This window comes from Collinsella sp. CLA-ER-H5 (genome assembly GCF_040092375.1).
Classification (GTDB): domain Bacteria; phylum Actinomycetota; class Coriobacteriia; order Coriobacteriales; family Coriobacteriaceae; genus Collinsella.
The window spans coordinates 1-19,543 of sequence record NZ_JBBNLR010000031.1 but is presented as its reverse complement, the minus strand read 5'-3'; the positions used below and the strand labels follow the sequence as shown (position 1 = coordinate 19,543).

11 protein-coding genes and 3 pseudogenes are annotated in these 19,543 nt (G+C 58.1%); 1 reads left to right on the top strand and 13 read right to left on the bottom strand.

Translation table 11 applies throughout. The features are described 5' to 3' along the window. Positions 1-183: 183 nt before the first annotated feature. The 13 genes and pseudogenes from AAAX31_RS09625 to AAAX31_RS09565 all read right to left on the bottom strand — a co-directional run. Positions 184-1,164: pseudogene (locus AAAX31_RS09625) on the bottom strand (DUF4368 domain-containing protein); the annotation flags it as partial. Positions 1,165-1,219: 55 nt separating this feature from the next. After that, a pseudogene (gene tet(W), locus AAAX31_RS09620) lies at positions 1,220-3,141 on the bottom strand (tetracycline resistance ribosomal protection protein Tet(W)). A 640-nt stretch (positions 3,142-3,781) separates the two neighbouring features. Then, positions 3,782-3,880 (bottom strand): LacI family DNA-binding transcriptional regulator, encoded by a 99-nt coding sequence (locus AAAX31_RS09615; protein ID WP_226814296.1) that lies wholly within the window; start codon positions 3,878-3,880, stop codon positions 3,782-3,784. A gap of 335 nt (positions 3,881-4,215) precedes the next feature. Then, complete coding sequence (locus tag AAAX31_RS09610) at positions 4,216-4,881, bottom strand: DUF4956 domain-containing protein (RefSeq protein ID WP_349077071.1); 666 nt, start codon at positions 4,879-4,881, stop codon at positions 4,216-4,218. Between the two features lie 3 nt (positions 4,882-4,884). After that, positions 4,885-5,676 (bottom strand): polyphosphate polymerase domain-containing protein, encoded by a 792-nt coding sequence (locus AAAX31_RS09605; protein WP_349077070.1) that lies wholly within the window; start codon positions 5,674-5,676, stop codon positions 4,885-4,887. Beyond that, on the bottom strand, positions 5,663-7,432 hold the full coding sequence (locus tag AAAX31_RS09600; protein ID WP_349077069.1) for a CotH kinase family protein: 1,770 nt from the start codon (positions 7,430-7,432) through the stop codon (positions 5,663-5,665). The genes AAAX31_RS09605 and AAAX31_RS09600 overlap by 14 nt, the downstream gene beginning before the upstream one ends. Next, positions 7,422-8,905: pseudogene (pelG, locus tag AAAX31_RS09595) on the bottom strand (exopolysaccharide Pel transporter PelG). Before pelG ends, AAAX31_RS09600 begins: the two are co-directional and overlap by 11 nt. 63 nt (positions 8,906-8,968) lie before the next feature. Beyond that, positions 8,969-10,396: a GT4 family glycosyltransferase PelF gene (pelF, locus tag AAAX31_RS09590; RefSeq protein ID WP_349077067.1), complete on the bottom strand. Its 1,428-nt coding sequence runs from the start codon at positions 10,394-10,396 to the stop codon at positions 8,969-8,971. After that, positions 10,393-12,273, bottom strand: a complete 1,881-nt coding sequence (locus AAAX31_RS09585) for a DUF2194 domain-containing protein (protein WP_349077066.1) — start codon at positions 12,271-12,273, stop codon at positions 10,393-10,395. The genes pelF and AAAX31_RS09585 overlap by 4 nt, the downstream gene beginning before the upstream one ends. Then, complete coding sequence (locus tag AAAX31_RS09580) at positions 12,270-13,175, bottom strand: hypothetical protein (protein ID WP_349077064.1); 906 nt, start codon at positions 13,173-13,175, stop codon at positions 12,270-12,272. Before AAAX31_RS09580 ends, AAAX31_RS09585 begins: the two co-directional genes overlap by 4 nt. Then, positions 13,172-15,310: a DUF4118 domain-containing protein gene (locus AAAX31_RS09575; RefSeq protein WP_349077063.1), complete on the bottom strand. Its 2,139-nt coding sequence runs from the start codon at positions 15,308-15,310 to the stop codon at positions 13,172-13,174. Before AAAX31_RS09575 ends, AAAX31_RS09580 begins: the two co-directional genes overlap by 4 nt. Positions 15,311-15,656: 346 nt before the next feature. Next, positions 15,657-16,325, bottom strand: a complete 669-nt coding sequence (locus tag AAAX31_RS09570) for an RloB family protein (RefSeq protein ID WP_349077062.1) — start codon at positions 16,323-16,325, stop codon at positions 15,657-15,659. Between the two features lies 1 nt (position 16,326). After that, a complete protein-coding gene (locus tag AAAX31_RS09565) occupies positions 16,327-17,556 on the bottom strand; it encodes an ATP-binding protein (protein ID WP_349077060.1) in 1,230 nt (409 codons plus the stop codon). A 314-nt stretch (positions 17,557-17,870) separates the two neighbouring features. Here AAAX31_RS09565 and AAAX31_RS09560 point away from each other — a divergent pair, with 314 nt between their 5' ends. Then, positions 17,871-18,980 (top strand): IS110 family transposase, encoded by a 1,110-nt coding sequence (locus AAAX31_RS09560; RefSeq protein ID WP_349077058.1) that lies wholly within the window; start codon positions 17,871-17,873, stop codon positions 18,978-18,980. Positions 18,981-19,543 lie beyond the last annotated feature (563 nt).

Genomic DNA, 19,543 nt, shown 5'->3' with positions numbered 1-19,543 from the left:
TTTGTCAGTTTTGACCGCATTCAAACCACCGAAATAGACTAATGCCCGGGAACAAATCGAATTGCTCCCGGGCATTATCGTCCTAGCTCGAAAAAGTGCTAAATGTCAATTCTGGTCTAACAGAGCCAAAAATTTTGCCGTTCCTATCCGACACTTGGCCATTGTGTCGGATAGGTCGGGCGGTTATTCGGGCAAGTCAATCTTGCCGACAAAGCTGTAATAAATCTCAATGTCCTGCCTGCGGGTGCCGTTCTCATCATAGCTGCACTCATGCACCACAATTTTCTCGATCATTTCCCGCAAGAGAGTGGGGGTCAGTTCTTCAAAGGCAAGGTGCTTGCGGACAATGCCCATAAATTTCTCGGCGTTGACGGTAGCTGCCTGTGACTTGTCCAGTTCGGCTTGCAGGGCGGCGGCTCTCTTTTTCAGCTCCGCTTGCTCGGCTTCGTAGTCAGCCGACAGTTCCATGAAACGCTCATCGCTGATTTTGCCGTTTACATTGTCCTCATACAGCCGCTTGATAATGCGGCTGATTTCAGAAATGCGTTCCTGCGCCTGTTCAAGCTGCTTGATGGCTGCGGCGGTCTTTCGCTTGCCACCGATCTCGTTCTGCTGGACAAGTAGTTTCACAAACCGGCTCTCATGCTTGGCTGCGTATTCGGTCACTTGCCGGAGATTTGCCAGGACACCAGCGGTCAACAGATCGGTGCGGATAAAGTGCGCCGTACAGTTGCGGGTGCGCTTCTTGTAGCTGCCGCAGATGTAGCAGTCCTGTTTGCGGTCTTTGTTCTGATACCGCTGCTGATACAGCACATGGCCGCAGTCGGCGCAGAACAAAATCCCGGAGAACAGCCCCACTTCATCGTAGCGGTTCGGGCGTTTGCGCTGTTTGCGTAACTCCTGCACCCGTTCCCATGTTTCCTTGTCGATGATCGGCTCATGGTGGTTCTCGAAAATGGCCTGCTTCTCGACGGGGTTCTCTATGCTGTGCTTGACCTTATAAGAAGGCTTTTCCGTTTTGAAGTTCACCAGACATCCGGTGTACTCTCGGTTTTCGAGGATATGAACGACGGTGTTGGTCGCCCATTTGCACTCATAGCCTGGGTGATAACGGCGGGTGCTGCCTGTCCGCTGATATTCCAGCGTCCCCGGCGTGGGGATTTTTCCATTGTTACCCTCCATAACTTCTGATTGTTGCCGTCTTGACGATTATGTATCTTTACATTACCTTCTGAAACATATGGCGCACCTTGTCCAGGCGGCTGTTTGGACGGCGGGGCTGGATGACCGGCTGACCGACAGCGGCCTGATATCCTTTCAGCTCTGTAAGGCATACGCTCCGCCCGTTGGTGTAAAAGGCCAGATCAGTACGGTATGCCTGTATACAGCGGGCGGGAATCTCGCCAGTAAAGACAACTTCATCCTTTTTTACCTGGGCCGTTTCGATGGTGGCACAGTATTTCGGTGCATCATGATAAGCCCTGGAAAGGTATTCCTGGGGCGCATAGAGGATGAAGGAGAGATAAGGTTCCAGCAGCTGCGTCCCCGATTCCTTCAATGCCTGTTCCAATACAATCGGGGCCAATGAGCGGAAGTCCGCCGGCGTGCTGACCGGACTGTAATAAAGCCCGTATTCAAAGCAAATCTTACAGTCCGTTACGTTCCAGCCGAACAAGCCCTGCTCCAGCCCGTAACGGATACCATCCCTGACAGCGTTTTGAAAACTCTGGTTCAAGTATCCCAGCGAAACCCGGCTCTCGTATTGTACACCGGAGCCAAGCGAGAGTGGTGTAACAGACAGTCCTATGGATGCCCAAAACGGGTTGGGCGGCACCTCGATATGGATGGTGTGGCTGGCTGCTTTGAGCGGCCGCTCCATATAAATGAGGGAGGGTTCCTTTACCACTGTTTCAAGCTTGTATTTTTCCGACAGCAAAGCGGAAACAACCTCCAACTGCACCCGGCCCAAAAAAGAAAGAATGATCTCATGGGTGATGGAATCCACTTCGCAACGCAAAAGCGGGTCAGTATCCGCAAGTTGCGTAAGAGCGTCCAGCAGCCGTTCTCTTTGCGCTGCCGTTTTCGGCGCAATCGTCGTCCGCAGCATGGGGAGGGGGTCCTCGCGCCACCTTTTACGAGGGAGCCGGGTTTGGTCCCCTAATACATCGTTTAACCTCACGCTGTCGCTGGGAAGGATAACAATTTCACCCGGATAAGCGGTGTCTGTCCGAACAATTTCCCCTTTGGATGGAATACGCATCTCTGTGATTTTCAGCTTTTCTCTCCCGGCCAGGGCCACCGTATCCCGCAGGCGCAGCGTTCCGCTGTATAGCCGTAGATAGACACGCCGCTGGCCGCAATCTGTATACTCCACCTTGAAAACGCTGCCGCATAGGGCGGCGCCCCCCCCTGTTCCCCAATCGGTTGGAACAGCCCTGTCACCGCATCCATCAACGGTTGAATGCCAAGGCCCTTTTTGGCGCTGCCATAATAGACCGGGAACAGGGAGGCGTCTTGAACCCGCCGCTGTTCCTCCCGCACAAGTTTTTCCCGGCTGATTGGTTCTCCTGCGATATACTTTTCCAATAATTCATCGTTATTTTCGATGACCGCATCCCATGCTTCTATGTCGGTATTTTCCTCCAAGACTATTTCCGGGGACAGCGACACCGTCTGCTTGATGATAATATCGGCGGAGAGCTTATCCCGAACAGACTGAACCACGCTCTGCAAATCAACGCCAGCCTGGTCGATCTTGTTGATAAAGATAACGGTGGGAATGTTCATTTTCCGCAGGGCATGGAACAGAATACGGGTCTGGGCCTGCACGCCATCTTTAGCGGAGATCACCAAGATGGCCCCATCTAAAACAGCCAAAGAGCGGTACACCTCCGCCAAAAAATCCATGTGGCCGGGCGTATCCACAATGTTAACTTTACATCTGTGCCACTGGAAGGAAGTGACTGCCGCTTGAATGGTAATCCCACGCTGACGCTCCAAAAACATGGTGTCCGTCCTCGTTGTCCCTTTTTCGACGCTCCCCGGTTCTGAAATGGCTCCGCTGGCATATAGCAGGCTCTCCGTCAAGGTCGTCTTTCCAGCGTCTACATGGGCAAGAATTCCAATATTGATTATTTTCATGTGATTGTCCTCCCTTTACAGCCCCAAAGGGCATAAAAATCCCCAGCAGTAAAATACTTTTACCCCTGGGGATTATAAGTTGCGGACATACACATATACAGCATACACCTGTTTGTGATTGCTGTTTTTGGGGATATGTCAAAATTGATAAGGCAAAAGTATTCTTAAATTGGGTACAAAAAACTAAGCCCCTACAAAAGGAGCTATCATAATCCTTTGTTCCCACTCTTTGATTATAGTTTTATTTAAGAATACCTTGCCGCATATTTTTTACTCCTTTTCTGGTTTAAATCATTGTATCACATCAGTTTTAGGAAAGCAAGTACCTAAAAGAAATTTTTCTTCCCCTTATATGTAACAATCATACCGGCTTCCTAGCGTTCAGAGTGTTTTCTGCTGTCTGCTGTGGTGTTTGGTTGGAATTGTCCAACCAAAAGCCGATCCGTGGTGTTGTCTGCATTTTACTAAATACAAATTCAATGTATACAGAAAGATATAAGGAGTGGGAGGGATTCCGCCGTAGTTGGCATTGTAGGAAAATCCAAAAGTTTAGATTTTCCCACAATGCTTATCTTTTGGTCTTTGGTTCGGAATAGTGTAGTGCTGGCGGTCTATCTCTTGTTTTCGGTTGCTTGCTTCCTTACCGTACATGAGCATTGTCCGCCGAGATATATCCACCATTGAGGTAGCGCGAGACGGCGGCACTCGAAACGCCGGCCAGCTCGGCCACATCTTTCATCTTTACCACAAGCACCCCTGTCATTGAAATCGCTTACACAATGATACCCAACCCATACCGGCAAATTTAGCAAATGGGACGAGCCACATGGATCATTTCAACAGCCCAGGTCAAGCAAACGTCAGCGAGCGCGCAGCTGCCGTGGCGAGGTGCCGCGAAAGAGGAGCGACGCGTACTTCATGTACGCGAGCGACGGTTTGAGCGGCAGATCGCCCGGAAGATGCGTGCGCAGCGTCGAGCGGTCCGGCGTTCGTCAGAACGACGGAACATAATAGCCCGGCAGATGCCCGCGCAGCGTCGAGTGGTCCGGCGTTTGTTAAAACGCCGGAACATAGTTACCCGTGGTATTCGCCGTTGTACTGGATGAGCGTCAGGTCCTCCACGCCGTCGAGCGCGCGAATGGCGTCTGCATAGGGCATGTCAACGCCGTCCGAGAACACCTCCACGGTCATCTCCACCTTGTCACCGCGCATGGTCTTGGACTTGACGGTGAACTTGGTGCGCCCAAATGCACGCACGATATCATCACCGGTGGTCTGGCCAGCGTAGTGAATCACCATCATGTACACGCGCGCCTTGTCCTGGTGGCTCGCAAAGCCGGCAATCATCACCACAATCACCACAGCCGTGAGCCCCACAAGCGCATACATGCCGGCGCCCGCCGTAATGCCCGTGGTAATGGCCCAAAACAGATACAGCAGATCGAGCGGGTCCTTGACCGCCGTACGATAGCGGACGATAGACAGAGCACCGACCATACCGAGCGAGATGACCACGTTGGTCGAGATCGCAAGGGTGACCATGCACGTGAGCACGCACATGCCCACGAGCGTCACGGCAAAGCTGCGCGAGTACACCACGCCGGTAAAAAAGCGCTTGTACACGCAGTAGATCAGGATGCCCATGGCGAGCGCCACGAACAGCGACAGGCCAATCTTGGCAGGGTCGACCTGGCCAAACGCCTCCAAGACGGAGTTCTTAAAAAAGTCCTTGGTGCTCATGGTCTAAATATCCCCTCGGTTCTCAAAGTCCGATTCCCAGTAGTTGAAGCCGCGCAGGTAGGCGGTCTTTTCGTAACACAGGCAGTACTTAGAGACTGCCGTGAGTTCCGCCGCGCCCGGCGGCACCATATCGCGCACCAGCTGCGGGCAAAACTCTGTAAACTTGACCTCCATCACCAGCTTGCCGGGCTCCAGGACCGGCAGCGCGGGCAGCGTCGCGTCAAAGATATCGAAGCTTCCCACCGCGGCACGCACGTTCATGTCAAACGTGATGCGCACGGTGCCCTCATCCATCACCCACGGCTCGCGCTCGTAGTCCACGATGGTCCGCGGGCGCATCATATTGCAGATGCACTCAATGTAGAACTCACGGCAGAGTTGGTGCGGACTCCTCAGCAAAAAGTCGTAGTCGCCAGCCAGGATCTGCTCAAACTCACCGCGCGTGAGCGGCGCGTCCTCCTTGTAGATCCAGCTGCCGTACTTCTTTTTGCGCTCGAGCTTAATCACCTTATCGCTGCCGTTATAGATGCGCACGCGATACTTTTTGCGCATAAGGATGCCGGCGTCTTTTTCCTCGTAGGCCGAGTTGCAGTAGTCGTCAAAGTACAGGCTGCGAATAGTGTAGCCGCCCGCCTGCGCATGCTTATCCAGCTTAAACACCGGCGCCATGCGACAGGCCAGCGCGGCGTGCTCGCCCTCGTTAATGAGAAATTTGAGCTCGTGGCGGTAACGCTCCTGCGTGGTACGCGCGGGAGGTGCCGCCAGGCGCTCAAGCAGCGCGCTAGCCCTCCTCATACGTGTCCTCCACGACCTTACCGCCGTCTTGCACGTAAAAACACTTCATGCCGTAGTGCTTGCCGTCGTCGGTCACATAGTAGTCAAACGCATCTTGCGTATAGCCATCTGAGTTGGTGGCGCGCACGCGCACAAAATACTGGCCGGCATCGGGAGCATCGCAGGTCACCTCGGGAAGTAGCACGTCCTCAGCCTTAAAAAGCACGTCGCTTATGGCATAGTCGCGCGCCAGCTCCACGGTATAGCGAATGTCACGCGCCTTAAAGTCGTAGGACGCATCCCAGTTCATGCGCAGCTTACCGTTATCGATCTGCGGCACGCCAATGTAGAACGGCATGGGCTTTTTATAGCTCTCGCGAAAGCTCTTGTAGTTCTCCTCAATCTCGGAGGGAATCGCCGCGGCAATCTGCTCGTATTCGTCCTTGGTGACAGGCAGATTGTCGATATCGGGCGCAGCAAAGACGAGCGACTCCGTAACCTCGCGATAATGTTTAATCATCTTGGCCAGGCGTGCCTCGGTCAAATACGTGCGCAAGTCCTTTACGGCGCGGTCGAGCTCACTGCGGAACGATTTGCTGCGCAGCGCACGATTGAATAGCACGTTGCCCCAATAGTTACTTACGCCGCGCTCCCAGCTCGCGTAGTCCGAAAACCCCTTAAGAGACAGCTCCAGCTTGCGCAGCATGCCATCGTTGTCCCAATCAAGGATGTACCAGGTATTTGAGTTGAGCGGGCTGTACAGATAGCAGTTGCGGTTCTGCGTGTCGCAATTGCCCGTAAGGATCTGAAACGCCATCCAATAGACCAGGTTCTCGGTATCAAAGTAGGTGTCGAGCACATCGTCAATCTTTTGCGAATCGTCGTTGAGCGCCTCGAGCATCTCGATGAGCTTGGTGTGGTCCGAGTCGCCTTTGATCTCGAGCATGCCCTCAAAATTAGCCTGGTTGTAGTCGGGGTCGTCGGCAAGTTTTATGGTGTCCTCGTAGCGGTGGAAATCGAAGCTGTTCACCTTGTACAGATGCCCGTTCTTATCCAGGCCATGTGCCTTGAGCGCCGTTTTGTTGAGCTGCTCCACCTGCGTAAATAGGCCATAGTCCTCAAAGGTGTCGTTAGATTTTTCGGTCTGGTCGCACACCCATAGATGCACAAACTGCGTGCGCAGACCCATCATCTGGGGAATCCCACGGATAAGATCATAGGCCATCTTGTTGCGAAAACGCATGCCCTCGCCCATGTGCTTGTTGAGCGCAATCGCGCGTTGTTGGCGCCAGGTGCCTTTGCCCTTTTTGAGCTCCACCTTGTAATTCTTTTGCGTGTAGGAGCTCGACGTCTGGCCGCGCACCTGCACGGTGGCATTGGGCGCTTCCTCGCCATAGCCAACCTCGCCAGAAACTGGCCCCTCTTCGTCGCCCGCCTGCAGCAGGCCCAAAACCTGATAACGCGTCACACCCATATCGGCGTAGTCATACACCGAGTACGTGTTGACCTCGGCCCAGCTATGGTCCGTGTTCTCGGAGCTGTTGCCGCGTGAGACCGTCAGGTACATGGTCACAATGCCCGAGTCGTCATAGACCTCGTACAGCTCGTCCTTATCGCGCAGGTGCTTGGTCTCGCCCGAGGCCTCGGCCTTTTTTATCTTGTCCTGCTTTTTTACCTTATTTGTCGAGGATTCGTCCTGAGATGAGCAGCCTGAAAGCAGCAGCGCGCCGGCAGCCGCCTCGATCAGACAGCGGCGAGACATCAACTTATCGATCATCAGAACCTCCCCAATGGTTGCGATACACGCGAGCTACTGCGCGCTGAAACGCGCCGTGCGGCACGCCCTTGCGGCGGCACTCCTCATAGCGCTGCTCGGCACGGTCGAGCAAGCGGCCCAGCCGTGTAAAGCGACCCGTTTTGTCGGCCGCCACAATGGGCTGCTGGCTCAGGATACGATACGGCAAGTTGGCGGTATAGGTATCGAGCCGCAACAGGGCCACGATAAAAAACACCACCGCACCCAACAAAAAGCCAAAACCGTAAAACTGCTGCGGCAAAAGCAACGACACGGCGGTCGCCAGCCCTGCCACACCGGCAAACAGGCCCGAGGCCAGAACGGCTCCCTTGTAGTCGGTAAAGTACAGCAAGATAAGCAGGATCGTGTTGCCCACGGCATACAGGCCGTAGCCTACGCATAACGTGCGAAAATACCCGTGCATAAGATTGTTAAAGCCCAGCGGCAGGGCCGAGAGCACTGTGGTCTCGAGCGAGATGACCGCCGCCGTCACAAACAGCTGCTTGAGCGCGCAAAAGCGCAGTTCGCTGTTGAGCGTGGAGAGCATCTCCTCCTCGGCCACCACAATATCGCCCACCACGCCGCCGTCGTTAAACAGGCTGTAGTAGTCACGGTAGCGCGGATAGAAATTGACCTCGACCGACACCACAAAGTTGACGGTCGTGACGAGTGTGGTCAAAAACGCAATGAGCGCCGGCACGTCATGGTAAGGAGCCCCGTAAAACAGACCTTTGATCTGCACGCCAATAGGGCCCGCCCAGATAATAACCAGGTGTGCGAAAAGCCCCAAGTTGGTAAACAGGCCCGTGAGCGCCAGCGGCATAAACTGATCGAGCCACTGCAAAAAGCGCCAGGGACTTCGGTCGCTCTGCGGAAAATACCGGTACAGCAGTACCACATCCCAGGCGAGCATGACGCCGTAACCTAGGGCGATTGACGCCAACAGGCCCTCGACCGGCGGCAGCCCCAGTGCCAGCGCGGCCAGGGCGCACAGGCATGCCACACCAATGGCAGCCGCAAAGCTGCACAGGATACCGCGGTAATCTTTGATGGCCGTGAGGTAGCTCATGCCATTCCAGTTGACGATCATAATGTTGAACAGCCACAGGCACAGCAGCCCCTGCAGCAGCGTAGCGCCCGAGAACAGCAAAAAGACGCCGTAGAGCACCGTGCCCGCAACGAGCATGATGGCATTAGATCCCCAAAACGAAGGCAGGATCTCATCCTCGCGCTCGGTAAAGAGCATGTCGGCCAAAAAGCGCGTGACCGGCATGGAGAAAAAGCTTGTGAGCGTGAGCGATGCCAGCAGCGTATAGGTCACCATGCACACCAGCAGATCTTGGTTGGCGCGGCCCACACCCCACAGACCGCACAGCACCAAAATACCCACCTGGAGCAGCACGCCAAGCAGCATGGGGCCCGTGCACACAATGCCGCGTAGCCATAGGCGCGCATCGTGGCAAACAGACCCTTGCGCCTAAACAGGCGTTTGAGCTCAAAACCGATTCCGGCCACCGGCTACTCCCCCTCTCTGGGCAGGTCAAACGCACGCGCTGTCTCGTCGTACAGCGCGCGATAGTTGGCGAGCATCTGCTCGTGCAAAAAGTACGTGGCGACGCGACGCTGGCCGCGCTCCCCCATCTCAATGCGGCGGGCGCGGCTTGTGCACATGCGCTCCATGGCATCGGCCAAGCCCTTGCGATACATGGGCGGCGTCACAAAACCTGCCACGCCAAAGTCATCGCCCGGAGCGCCTTCGAGCAGCTCGCGGCAGCAGCCCACCTCGGTCGTCACGCAGGGACGGCGCGCTGCAAGCGACTCCAGCACGCTGAGCGGCTGGCCCTCGGAGATGCTCGTCAGAATGGTAAAGTCGAGCTTTTCCATGTACTCGACCACGTTGACGCGGCCGGTAAAGATCAAGTCACGCACGCCCAATGTCTCCACCAGCGCATGACACTCGGCGCCGTACTCCTCATCGTCCACGCCGCCCATAATATGCAGGCGCACCTTAGGCAGGCGCTCGTGCAGTTCAAAGAAGGCATAGATCATGGTCTTGACGTCCTTGATGGGCGCCAGACGCACCACCGCGCCAATGTCCACCCAGCCGTCATCGGGCTTTAAGGGAATGTCCTTAAAGCGGTCGAACTGAATGCCGTTGGGGATGACCAGGCATTTGTCCGCATCGCAGCCCATATCGATCTGCGTCTTGCGGGCGTTATGAAACAAGCTCGTCACGCGGAAGGCGCGGCGGTAGATCTCCTCCGAAAGCAGGTAGAAAAAGCGAATCCAGCGGTCCTTAAACGACGGCACGACCCAGTCGGCGCGAATGATCTCTTCCTCGCGCTCGCGGGTATAAATGCCGTGCTCGGTCAGCAGCACCGGAGCCTGGTGAACGCTTGAGCCCAGGCAGGCGAGCAGGCCGCCGTAGCCGGTCGAGATGGCGTGGTACACATCGGCCACCGGCACCTCGCTGCCCAGAAGGTAGAGCACGGGCAGCAACATGGAGCGCATAGTGTGGAATGCGTCGGCAAAAGGCGTGTAGGGGTACTCGGCCAGGCACACGTCGCGAAAGATATCCATAAACGTGCGGCTCTGCAAAAACGAGAGCGGATGCACGCGACGGCGCTGGAAGATATCGAACAACACGTCCCAGTCCGGATTGGAGAGCGACACCAGGCGACGCAGCGCCTCGCGCTCGCGGGCGTTAAAGTCGGCCTCTTCTTGCTCGCCCGAAAGCCGCAGGGCATCGTCCAGAAATACCTCGTGCACCTCGACCACGTTGCCGGGCAGCTCGTAGACAAACTTGCCGCGGTCGGCAGCATGCGCGCCAATCACCCACAGCACAAACTCGTGCTCGGGCATGGCCTGGATATAGCCATGCATCCAGGTAGATACGCCGCCGTGCACATAAGGGTAGCAACCCTCGAGTACCAAACAGATTCTCATTTGTCGCCACCCTCCTTGCGTGCAATGGTCACCGTCTTGTCCGTGGCTTTAACCAGGTACAGATCGCCCGTCAGATGCGTAATCTCGCCACCCGTGACTGCACCCGGCTCGCCGTAGTTGGAGCGGAACATGAGCCACGCCTCGTCGTGGAAATTGCCCAGGCTGAGCGTCCAGGAATCCGCGCTGGTATCCACGCTCACCGTCACGGACGAAAAGCGCTGGATAGCGCCCGAGCATTCCGAACCGGTCTGGCGTCGCAAGTCGGGCGCAAACTTGGTAAGCCAATCCAGGTAGTCGGTCAAGCCGCCCTTGTAGACCTCCCAGCCCTCCTTAGCGCCGCGATCGGGATCCAGTAGGTCGTCCGGATGCATAAAGTGCGTGCTTACGTAGTGCATGTTGAGCTCGGACACGGCAGCCAGGCGCATGTAGGAATCGTCGACCATGCCGCCCGAGACAATGCGCGGCTGCTCCACAATGCCATCGCTCGCCACGTCAAACTCCTGCACGTATGGCAGGGCGGTGCCATCCTCAAAATACGTACTGGCGATGGTCTTAATGCGCGGAACGTCGGTGCCGATAAGCTGGCGCGCACGGGCCGAAAGGATATTCGACGGTGGCACATAGACCGAGCCGTGCGCGTTGGGCAGCACCTCATCCTGGAAGGCTATAAGCTCGTTGAGCGATGCGACGAGCGTCTCCTTGTTCTTCCACGTCTTGTAGTCGTACAGCGTGCCATAGTCGGTGTCCCAGAGCGCCAGCGGCTGATGGTTGTAGCCGTGGAAACCCAGCTCTCCGCCCATCTGCAGCAGCATGCCGCCAAAGTAGCGGAACTGCGTGGTATCGGCCTGGCGCGCGGGCTCGGTCTGGTTGACCGTGTCCTCGTAGTTTTCGATCATCACGCCGGTATAGCGAATGCCGTATTTTTGCGCGAGCTTTTGCAGATCGGGCCACCAGACCTTGGTATAAAAGTCGGCAATGGAAAGCCCGTAGTCGCGCTTGATGTAGGTGCCGTCGCCCGAGGGCACGGGGCTGGGAAAGTCGTCCAGATAGAAGACAGCGCTGTTGATGACCGGATAGGCCGTGGCATCGCCCAGCAGGCTGATCGCCGCGGCGTAAAAGCCGCGCATGACCTTGTCGTAGATGCCAATGTTGCACACCACGGTGTGACCACTGCCGCAATCGTTAGACCAAATGAGCGGCGTGCCCGCGTCACCGGTCTTTGCCCATACGTGCGCCGTTTCGCGCAATGAAACCGAAAGCGAAGAATCGAAGGGATCCGAGAACTCGTAGCGCTCTCCTCCGCCCAACATAAAGTCATCGCTCGGAACGATACTTTCGGCTGTCGCATAGTCATATCCGGCCGATTCGATACCAAGCTTGGAAGCAATAGCCTGCAGGTAGTTCGAGTTATCTGGAGTCATGCCCAGCATAAGCGAACCGCCGGCACTCACCCAACTCATAATGTCGGTCAGATGCGTACCCAGTCCGTCAAGCGAGGGCATAAGCACAATCACGCGATCAAACGACGTGAGCGATGGGATCGCGTCCGCACCGTCGGTGGCAATATCAACATCGCGGTGCGCGATCTTCATGTCAAGCAAGATCTGGTCGAACTGCTCTTTGACGTCCTCGACACCATCTTGGTCCGAGTCGGTAATAACCAAGCACGTGGGCTTTTGACCAAATATTGCCGAGGAAGCCGGCACCGCATCGTTGGCGGCAAGCATCCCCAGCTTATGCTGGCCCGCACTGTACTGTACGCCGGCGCGCTCCACCAGCAGCACGGCCGCCATGGCAATAAAGACCGCCCACACCACAAGCAGCCCCATCCAGCGAAAATGGCCCGCACGGTCGCGGATATGCTGTACCACGCTCATCGGGCCTCCTCTCCGTTGCGCCAAAACGCCAGTTCCTCGCGGTTGGCGGCGCTCAAGTATACATGCTGTTTGTCAATCGCATCGATCACGCGGTGGACCTCGTCACCGTCGCGGCGCATCACCGCCAGGCGCAGGCAAAGCATCCAAACCTCCTGCTCCTCGGGCACGTCGAGCACCAGCTGGTCGGTCACGGCCTGCGCCTCGTCGATCTGTCCGACATCGGCCAGCGCCGTCGCGTATCGAATGCGAAGCTCAAGGGTGTCCTCGCGCTGGCAGCGACGCGCGAGCAAGCGCGCGTACTGTTGGCGCTGAATCTGAGCCACGCGCCCCTCGGCCAAGCCCGAGCCCAAATACTCGCCAAGAAAATCGCAGTATTCGTTGAGGTTTTGCGCGCTCGGGTCGGTCTTAAAGGCACGCTCCAGCTGCTGCAGTTTAAGGTCGGACTCCTTGGAGATCTGCGCCACCGCCGTCGCGGCATAGTGAGCCACCTCAACGTCGTCGTTAAGCTTAGCCGCCTGCAGCTGCGCCAGGTACGCGTCGGGCTCCTCGGTGAGCATGGAGAGCATTAGTCGGCGCCGTTCTGCCGGGTCGTTGACGATGAGCGCCTCCTCGAGCGGAATCACGCCCGCATCGGCTTCACGGTCATGTACCAAGATGCTGCGATGGAGCTCGTCGTTAATGCGCAGCGACTCCGGCGCAGACTCTTTCAGCCTCTCGCCAAACACCGCGCCGCGGACCGATAGCAGAACCACCAGCAACGGGCCCCACAGCGGCACCAGCACTATCACAGCCAGCATGTGCCCGCGCACCGGCAGCAGGCCCAACTTCATAAGCGTCCACAGCACCAGGCAAACCAGCGCATGAATCAGCAGCAAGACGGCGGCAACGACAAGCGAGATCAAGCGGCATCCCCCTCACCGTCACCGGTGTCAGCAATGTGTTGCAGCAGCGCCACGATGTCCTCGCCGTCGACGGGCTCCACCGCAATCTGCTTTGCGCTCAGGCGCTCGCGGATAATGGGCAGATCGCATGCCTTTGCCTGGCGCATAAGCAGGTAGAGCACGTCGCCGTCGATCAGGCCCGCCGCATCGCTCTCGCGGATCGCCGACCCAATCGCGCCCACCAGCTCGCCGATAGGCTCCATGCCTGGTACCACGCGCAGGAGCAAAAAACTCCCCATCTTGCCATCTGCCAGCGCCTGCTCGGCCGCGAGCTCTTGGCCAAAGGCAGCCTGCTTGAGCACGCAAGTGCCGTCAACGCAGCGTTTATCCTGTGCCACCGCCTCGTAGTCAAAGGCACGGCCCAGCGCGCTTTCGACCAGGCCGCACAAGATGCGGAACAGATTTTGATAATAGAGGGTCATTTGGTTTTCGGCCGCGCTACGCACAAAGATCAACACGGCGGGTGCCCCGTCGCGCTCGATCGTGTATCCAAACATGGGAAGCCCCGGCGTCAGCTCGCGGTTCACCCACAGGTTCGAACGACCCCCGTCGCCCAAAAGAGGTGCAAGCTGCTCAAGTGTGAGCGAGCGAGCGGCATCTTCGGCAATCGCGGGACTTGCAGCCACCAGGCGTGCAAATGCCCCGCCCGAAACATGGTAGATCGCCACCGAATCGTTCTCGAGGATCTCGCCCAGAAGCTCGCAGCACTTGCGATAGATGTCGCGCGGGTTGAGCACATCGAGCTCCTGCGTCACGGCAAAGATCTTGCCAAAGCTGTCGTGGCGACCCACGATCTGGCGCCTGTACGCGCGCTTGTCCTCGATGGCGTCGTGGTAGAGCTGCGTAAGGAACGTATTGCGGTTGCGCACGAGCTCGTTTTGATCGCGCTCCTCCCTAATGGCCTCGCTGTTGCGCAGCTGCACATAGCCGCATACGGCACCTACAACAAAGTACGCAATAAACGGTAGCCAGTTGGACGGCTCGTAGAACAGACCCTGGAAGGTATAGCCGTACAGAGTAAAGTAACTCGCGGCCAAACCCACCGACGCCAGCAGCGCCGCAACCAGGCCAAAGTCCAAGCCATACAGCGTGCCGATCAGCACCACGTAGAGCAAGCGATAATCGAGCACGTTGAGCTGGGCCGATTGTGAGAACAGATGCTCCAATACCTCGAACAGAACCCAGGCAACGCCCGTCTCTAGGCATTTAATAGGCAGCGTGCGCATTTGGATGCGGTCGATGGCGGCGCGCAAGGGGTTGACCTTCTTTGCGCGGCCAGCATCCCAACGCGCTTGAATGGTCGAAAGATCGCGCAGCAAGTCGTAGCGCTGAAACCAGCCATAGCGCACGCGAGCGACGTCGTTGGCGGGCAGGTTGTAGCCGGCAGAATCGCCATAGGCAACGGCAAGGCCGGGGAACAAAGCCTTGAGGGCGTCCCCCACCTCACCCGCCGTGTGATGGAAGGTATCGGCAACGTCGAGCGTCTCAAAGTTACCATCCCAACTGTCGAAGATACGGCGTACCAGCACCGCAAGCTCCTCGGCGCACAGCAGGGGAAACGCCGCATCCTGCGCGCCCTGCAGAGCGGCCGATCCGGTTGAGCACGCGTCGAACAACGGCACCAAAAATGGGTCCTCCAGCGCGGCAGACGCGGTATACAGGAACGGCAAACGCAGGATCTTGGTCTGAACGCCCTCGCGAGCAGCGTAGTAGCGGCACAGGTCGTTGGCTGCGTGCGCGATAATGCCCTTGCCCGTTCGCCCCGCGGCATCGGCGGCACCCTCGGCACCCGCGGGCCCCGCTACATACAGTAGTTGGACCCGGCGACCCGCGCACGTACGAAAGACCGAGCGCAGCAGCTCGATTTCGCCCACGGTATCGGTATGCGGGGTAAGGTAATTAGACAGGTAGACCACGCGGTCGAACTCGTAGGCCTGCTCCAAGTGCTGAAGCAGCTCTTTCCACGAGGCATGGGGCGACGACTCATCGCGGCGCGCTTCCTGCGCGGCTACAACCTTAACGTGGTCCCCAGGGAATGCCTTGGCGCAAAAGTCATCGTCAACATATGCGGTGTTGCCAACAACCAGCACCTCCATGGCGCACCCCTCCCCTAAAATCCACTTCTGTCATAGTCAAACATGCGTATTTTACGCTGTCAACGCGAGCTGGAACGCCTTTAAGGCTGTTTTAAGAACTTTTTTAGAGGATGTGGGGACATCGAGAGTGCTAAATGAGCACCCAATCCGGAAGTACGGTGAAAACCCGAGACCTGTCGACCAGACCCTAGTTTTGGGCACCCGCGACCTGCGGTTTTGTTGCCTGAAATCGGGCTATGCTCGGCGAGTTTCGATTTTTCTCCGCACTTCTCCTACGCACCGGATTTGCAATCGCGCATCACAATCCGCCAATCGCCCTAACCGGAAAGCCAATCCACAGACTCGACTAGCCAACCAGATACGGCCCGATTACATCGAAAATTTCGCCCACCTTGGTTGCAGGGTTTTGCGCAGATGGCTTAACGTTACCCAGCCCCCTATGGTATGTGACGAGGCGCCCAACACGCTGCAATGCCTCGCCTCGTTCGCCGTCCACCACCTCGAACAGCCCGTCCAAGTTCTTGCGGTACTCGATGCCCAGGTCTCTCGACATCTCCTGCGCGAGGACATGCTGGCAGTCGGACGCGGACATATGCGCGGTCGTGTAGCGAAAGTGCAGAAGCAGCCACAGCTCGAAGCAGGGGTTCGACCACAACGCATGGAAGGTCCTCGAACCATCGGAGAGCTCGTCGCATTTACGCTCCATCGCGTCAAAATCGGACGCAGGAAAGTCATCCTTGTCATACACGAGCCACACATGGTCGAATGTCTCGGGCGCATAGCGGCAGTGTTCGACGGCGAAGTCAAGTAGGTCAAGCGTGTGTTTGCCGGTCCCCTTAACGACAATGGCAACCTTACGCTCGTTCGCCGCGCCCAACGCCGCACGCACACCCTCAAAGTAGCGAGGCTCGGTCTCCTTGCCCTCGCTCACTACAAGATGACGCGTCATCTGAACCATGCGCGAGCGGCCCTCTCGCTTGCCACTACGCCAGCCCTTCGACTTCTTCGCCACCATGCTAATCCCACTCCTCGATGCGGGTGAGATACGGATCGGCGCCGTAGCGACCGGACAGGTATTGCTTGTCGAAAGCCGCGTTCTTGCTTACCAGATTACCGTTTGCCTCGTGGATGTCGGCGAGAGACCACAGTTGGCTCGCCTCCGCCTCGCCGCGCGCAGCGAACCATATCTCGTCACGGCGGAACACATCGTTTCGCATGGTTGACACATCCTGGGACGAGAAGATGAGCTGAGCGCCACTCTTGTTGACCCCAGGATCCTTAAACAGCAGAATCACATAGCGAAGAAGCTTCGGGTGCAGTTTGGCGTCGAGCTCGTCTACCACAACGGTGCCACCACGCTCAAGCGCTGTCATCAGATACGCAGCCAACCCCATAAGCTTCTGGGTTCCGGCAGATTCCTCGGATAAACGCAGCTCGTACGCCTTGCCGCCCACCTCGTGCCTCACGAAGACGCGCTGGCCGCGCCACTCCGGCGCCCTCTCCACTCTGAAGCCATCAATACGCACATCAACGGCGCGCAAAAAACGCGTGACCTCGGGTGAGTCATCCTCGTCGAGCAATTGTTCGAGCATCTGCTCCAGATAGGAGCTGTTATAGTTCAGGAACACCCCGTCAAGAAACCAGCTGGCAGCCTCCTTGACCACCGGCGCGTCAAAGTTGATGCAGAGAAACGACAGGTACGGCAGCCTCGGGTTGAACCTCGCAGCCGTCACGAGCTTACGCAGCGTGGGACCGAGCTCAACCTTTGTGTCCTCACGCTCGAACAGCATCGCCGTGCGCGACGCTCCCAATTTACGCCGCCACAGCCCTTCGGACACGATCTCATCGGCGTGTACAGACAGAACATAGCGGTACTCATGCTCGCCCGCGCGGTAATAGAGCTCGAACTCGGTGGGCTCGGCAGCAGACACGTCATCGAACTCAAACGCCGAACAACGGGCTATCAAAGGGCGATCACCCTCTGGAGCATCAGCGCCGGCAGACAGCAATCTAATTGGTCTGGCCACCGCCGAACGAACGTAGTCAAGAGCCTCGAGCAGGTTAGACTTACCGCCAGCGTTGGGTCCGTACACCGCGGCCACCGGAAGGAAACTCTGCCCGTCGGGGCACGCGATAAGGGAGCGCTCAAACTCCCTCATCGGCGTTGCTTGCATGGAAAGCTCAGCCTCGTCGCGATAGGATCTATAGTTCCTGAAGGTGAACTGGCAAAGCATCTTCCTCAACATTCCTTTCATTATTTTGAAAAGGTATATCAGAGTTTTTCTTTGATTATAGACTTTAAGTAGGCTAAATCAAGTGCTTGCTACACAAATGACAGCAGGCGCAAGGTGCAAACCGCCCATACTCGACCATCTCATTGCCGGAATGGCGTTTAGCTAGCCCGTCACACATTACATGCATGAAAAGACGATATGAGAAAGCCATTTGGGTCGCCTCCCCCGCGGCGCAGCTTCTTTCCGCGGGCTCGGGATGCCACAATGGGCTTTGAGTATCGGCCCGTGCGGTAGCCCTTACCGCACCTGCGGGGAGGAGGCTTCCCATGCCCCATGTTACCTCCATCGGCCTGGACGTCCACGCGCGATCGGTCGCCGCCGCGGCGTTCAACCCCTTCACCGGCGAGGTGGTGCACCGTGACTTCGGGACGGACGCCGCCGAGATCGCGGAGTGGGCCCTCGGGTTCGAGGAGCCCAGGGCCTGCTACGAGAGCGGCCCCACCGGCTTCCACATGGCGCGCGAGCTGCGCGCGCTCGGCCTCGACTGCGCCGTGGCCGCCGTCTCCAGGATGCAGAGGCCGGCGGCGGACGCGCGCCGCAAGAACGACCGGCGCGACGCCGAGTTCATCGCCCGCATGCTCGCCACCCACAACATCGTGGAGGTCCCGCTGCCCGATGCGGCCGTCGAGGCCGCCCGGGACCTCGACCGCGCCCTCGACGACGCCACGGTGGAGTACCGCCGCGCCAGGCAGCGCCTCAACATGTTCCTGATCAGGCTGGGCCACGTCTGGGACGAGCGCAACGCCGACGGGACGAGGAAGGGATCCTGGACGCGCGCCCACTGGAGGTGGATATCCGGGATCAGGCTCGAGGGGCCCCAGCGCGACGTGCTCGAGTACTACGTCACGGCCGCGAGGTGCGCGGAGTCGGACCGCCGGCAGCTCGAGAAGAAGGTGCTCGCCCTCGCCCGGACCGACCGGTGGCGCCCGGCCGTCGAGGCGCTCTCCTGCATCAAGGGAATCGACACCCTGACGGCCTTCAGGCTCGCAGCCGAGGCGGGCTCCTTCACGAGGTTCCGGACGGCCCCGGCCTTCGCGAGCTGGTGCGGGCTGGTCCCGTCGGAGCGCTCGAGCGGCGAGACCGAGCGGCGCGGCGGGATAACCAAGACGGGCAACCGGCTCGCCAGGACGGCACTGGTGGAGTCGGCGTGGCACTACCTGACGTGCACGCCCCGCCCGAAGGCCCCGGCGCCCGGCGCGGACGTCCCCGCGGCAATCCGGGCGCGCGCCGACGACTGCACCGCCAGGCTCTGCCGTCGCCGCGAGGCGCTGGCGGCGGCGGGCAAGAGCTCGTGCAAGGCAAACGCCGCCGTCGCGCGCGAGCTCGCCTGCTGGGTCTGGGAGATCGGGCGCCGGGCGGAGGGGACCCTCGGCTGACCCCGTCGGACAACAAGCCTCCCGCCGGGAGGGCCCGCGCCTCGACGCATCGCCGGCGCGCGTTCACGAGCCCTTTTTGGGCAGCCCAAGGGCCGCGCCCGTGAACAAGACTGGTTTCGGACGAGCGCGCCGGACGGAGAATCGAAATGCGGTGGGGTGCGCGGACATACCGGGCTGACCGCCGGCAGCGCGCCCGCAAGAGTCCGCGGATATTAGCTTGCCAGGCAAGCGTCGACTAAACGTGCAACGTGCGCGGGCCCTCCCGACGGGAAACGAAAAAGCCCGGTTTAAAACCGGGCTCGAACAAACACGCCTATTGAAAATGGCTTTCTCATATTAAAGGGCAACACTCCCTTGTCGAAAGCGTCGCCCTTAAAGCTCCCGAAGAACTTTTGTATAATCACTACGTATTATACACCTCAATAAGGTGGGGCATCATACCCAGCCTGCCCAACACGAAAGCATCAATGCTCACAAGCAAGAGGATGATTGAATCAACCACATTCCAGATTCTCGAACGCCGGACCAACTCGCTTCGGCTCGGGCGCTACACCAACTTTCTC

Excerpts from the sequence above, each read along its gene's own strand:
- AAAX31_RS09615 (WP_226814296.1), bottom strand. The coding sequence starts at position 3,880 with ATGAAAGATGTGGCCGAGCTGGCCGGCGTTTCGAGTGCCGCCGTCTCG.
- AAAX31_RS09610 (WP_349077071.1), bottom strand. The coding sequence starts at position 4,881 with ATGAGCACCAAGGACTTTTTTAAGAACTCCGTCTTGGAGGCGTTTGGC.
- AAAX31_RS09605 (WP_349077070.1), bottom strand. The coding sequence starts at position 5,676 with ATGAGGAGGGCTAGCGCGCTGCTTGAGCGCCTGGCGGCACCTCCCGCG.
- AAAX31_RS09600 (WP_349077069.1), bottom strand. The coding sequence starts at position 7,432 with ATGATCGATAAGTTGATGTCTCGCCGCTGTCTGATCGAGGCGGCTGCC.
- pelF (WP_349077067.1), bottom strand. The coding sequence starts at position 10,396 with ATGAGAATCTGTTTGGTACTCGAGGGTTGCTACCCTTATGTGCACGGC.
- AAAX31_RS09585 (WP_349077066.1), bottom strand. The coding sequence starts at position 12,273 with ATGAGCGTGGTACAGCATATCCGCGACCGTGCGGGCCATTTTCGCTGG.
- AAAX31_RS09575 (WP_349077063.1), bottom strand. The coding sequence starts at position 15,310 with ATGGAGGTGCTGGTTGTTGGCAACACCGCATATGTTGACGATGACTTT.
- AAAX31_RS09570 (WP_349077062.1), bottom strand. The coding sequence starts at position 16,325 with ATGGTGGCGAAGAAGTCGAAGGGCTGGCGTAGTGGCAAGCGAGAGGGC.
- AAAX31_RS09565 (WP_349077060.1), bottom strand. The coding sequence starts at position 17,556 with ATGTTGAGGAAGATGCTTTGCCAGTTCACCTTCAGGAACTATAGATCC.
- AAAX31_RS09560 (WP_349077058.1), top strand. The coding sequence starts at position 17,871 with ATGCCCCATGTTACCTCCATCGGCCTGGACGTCCACGCGCGATCGGTC.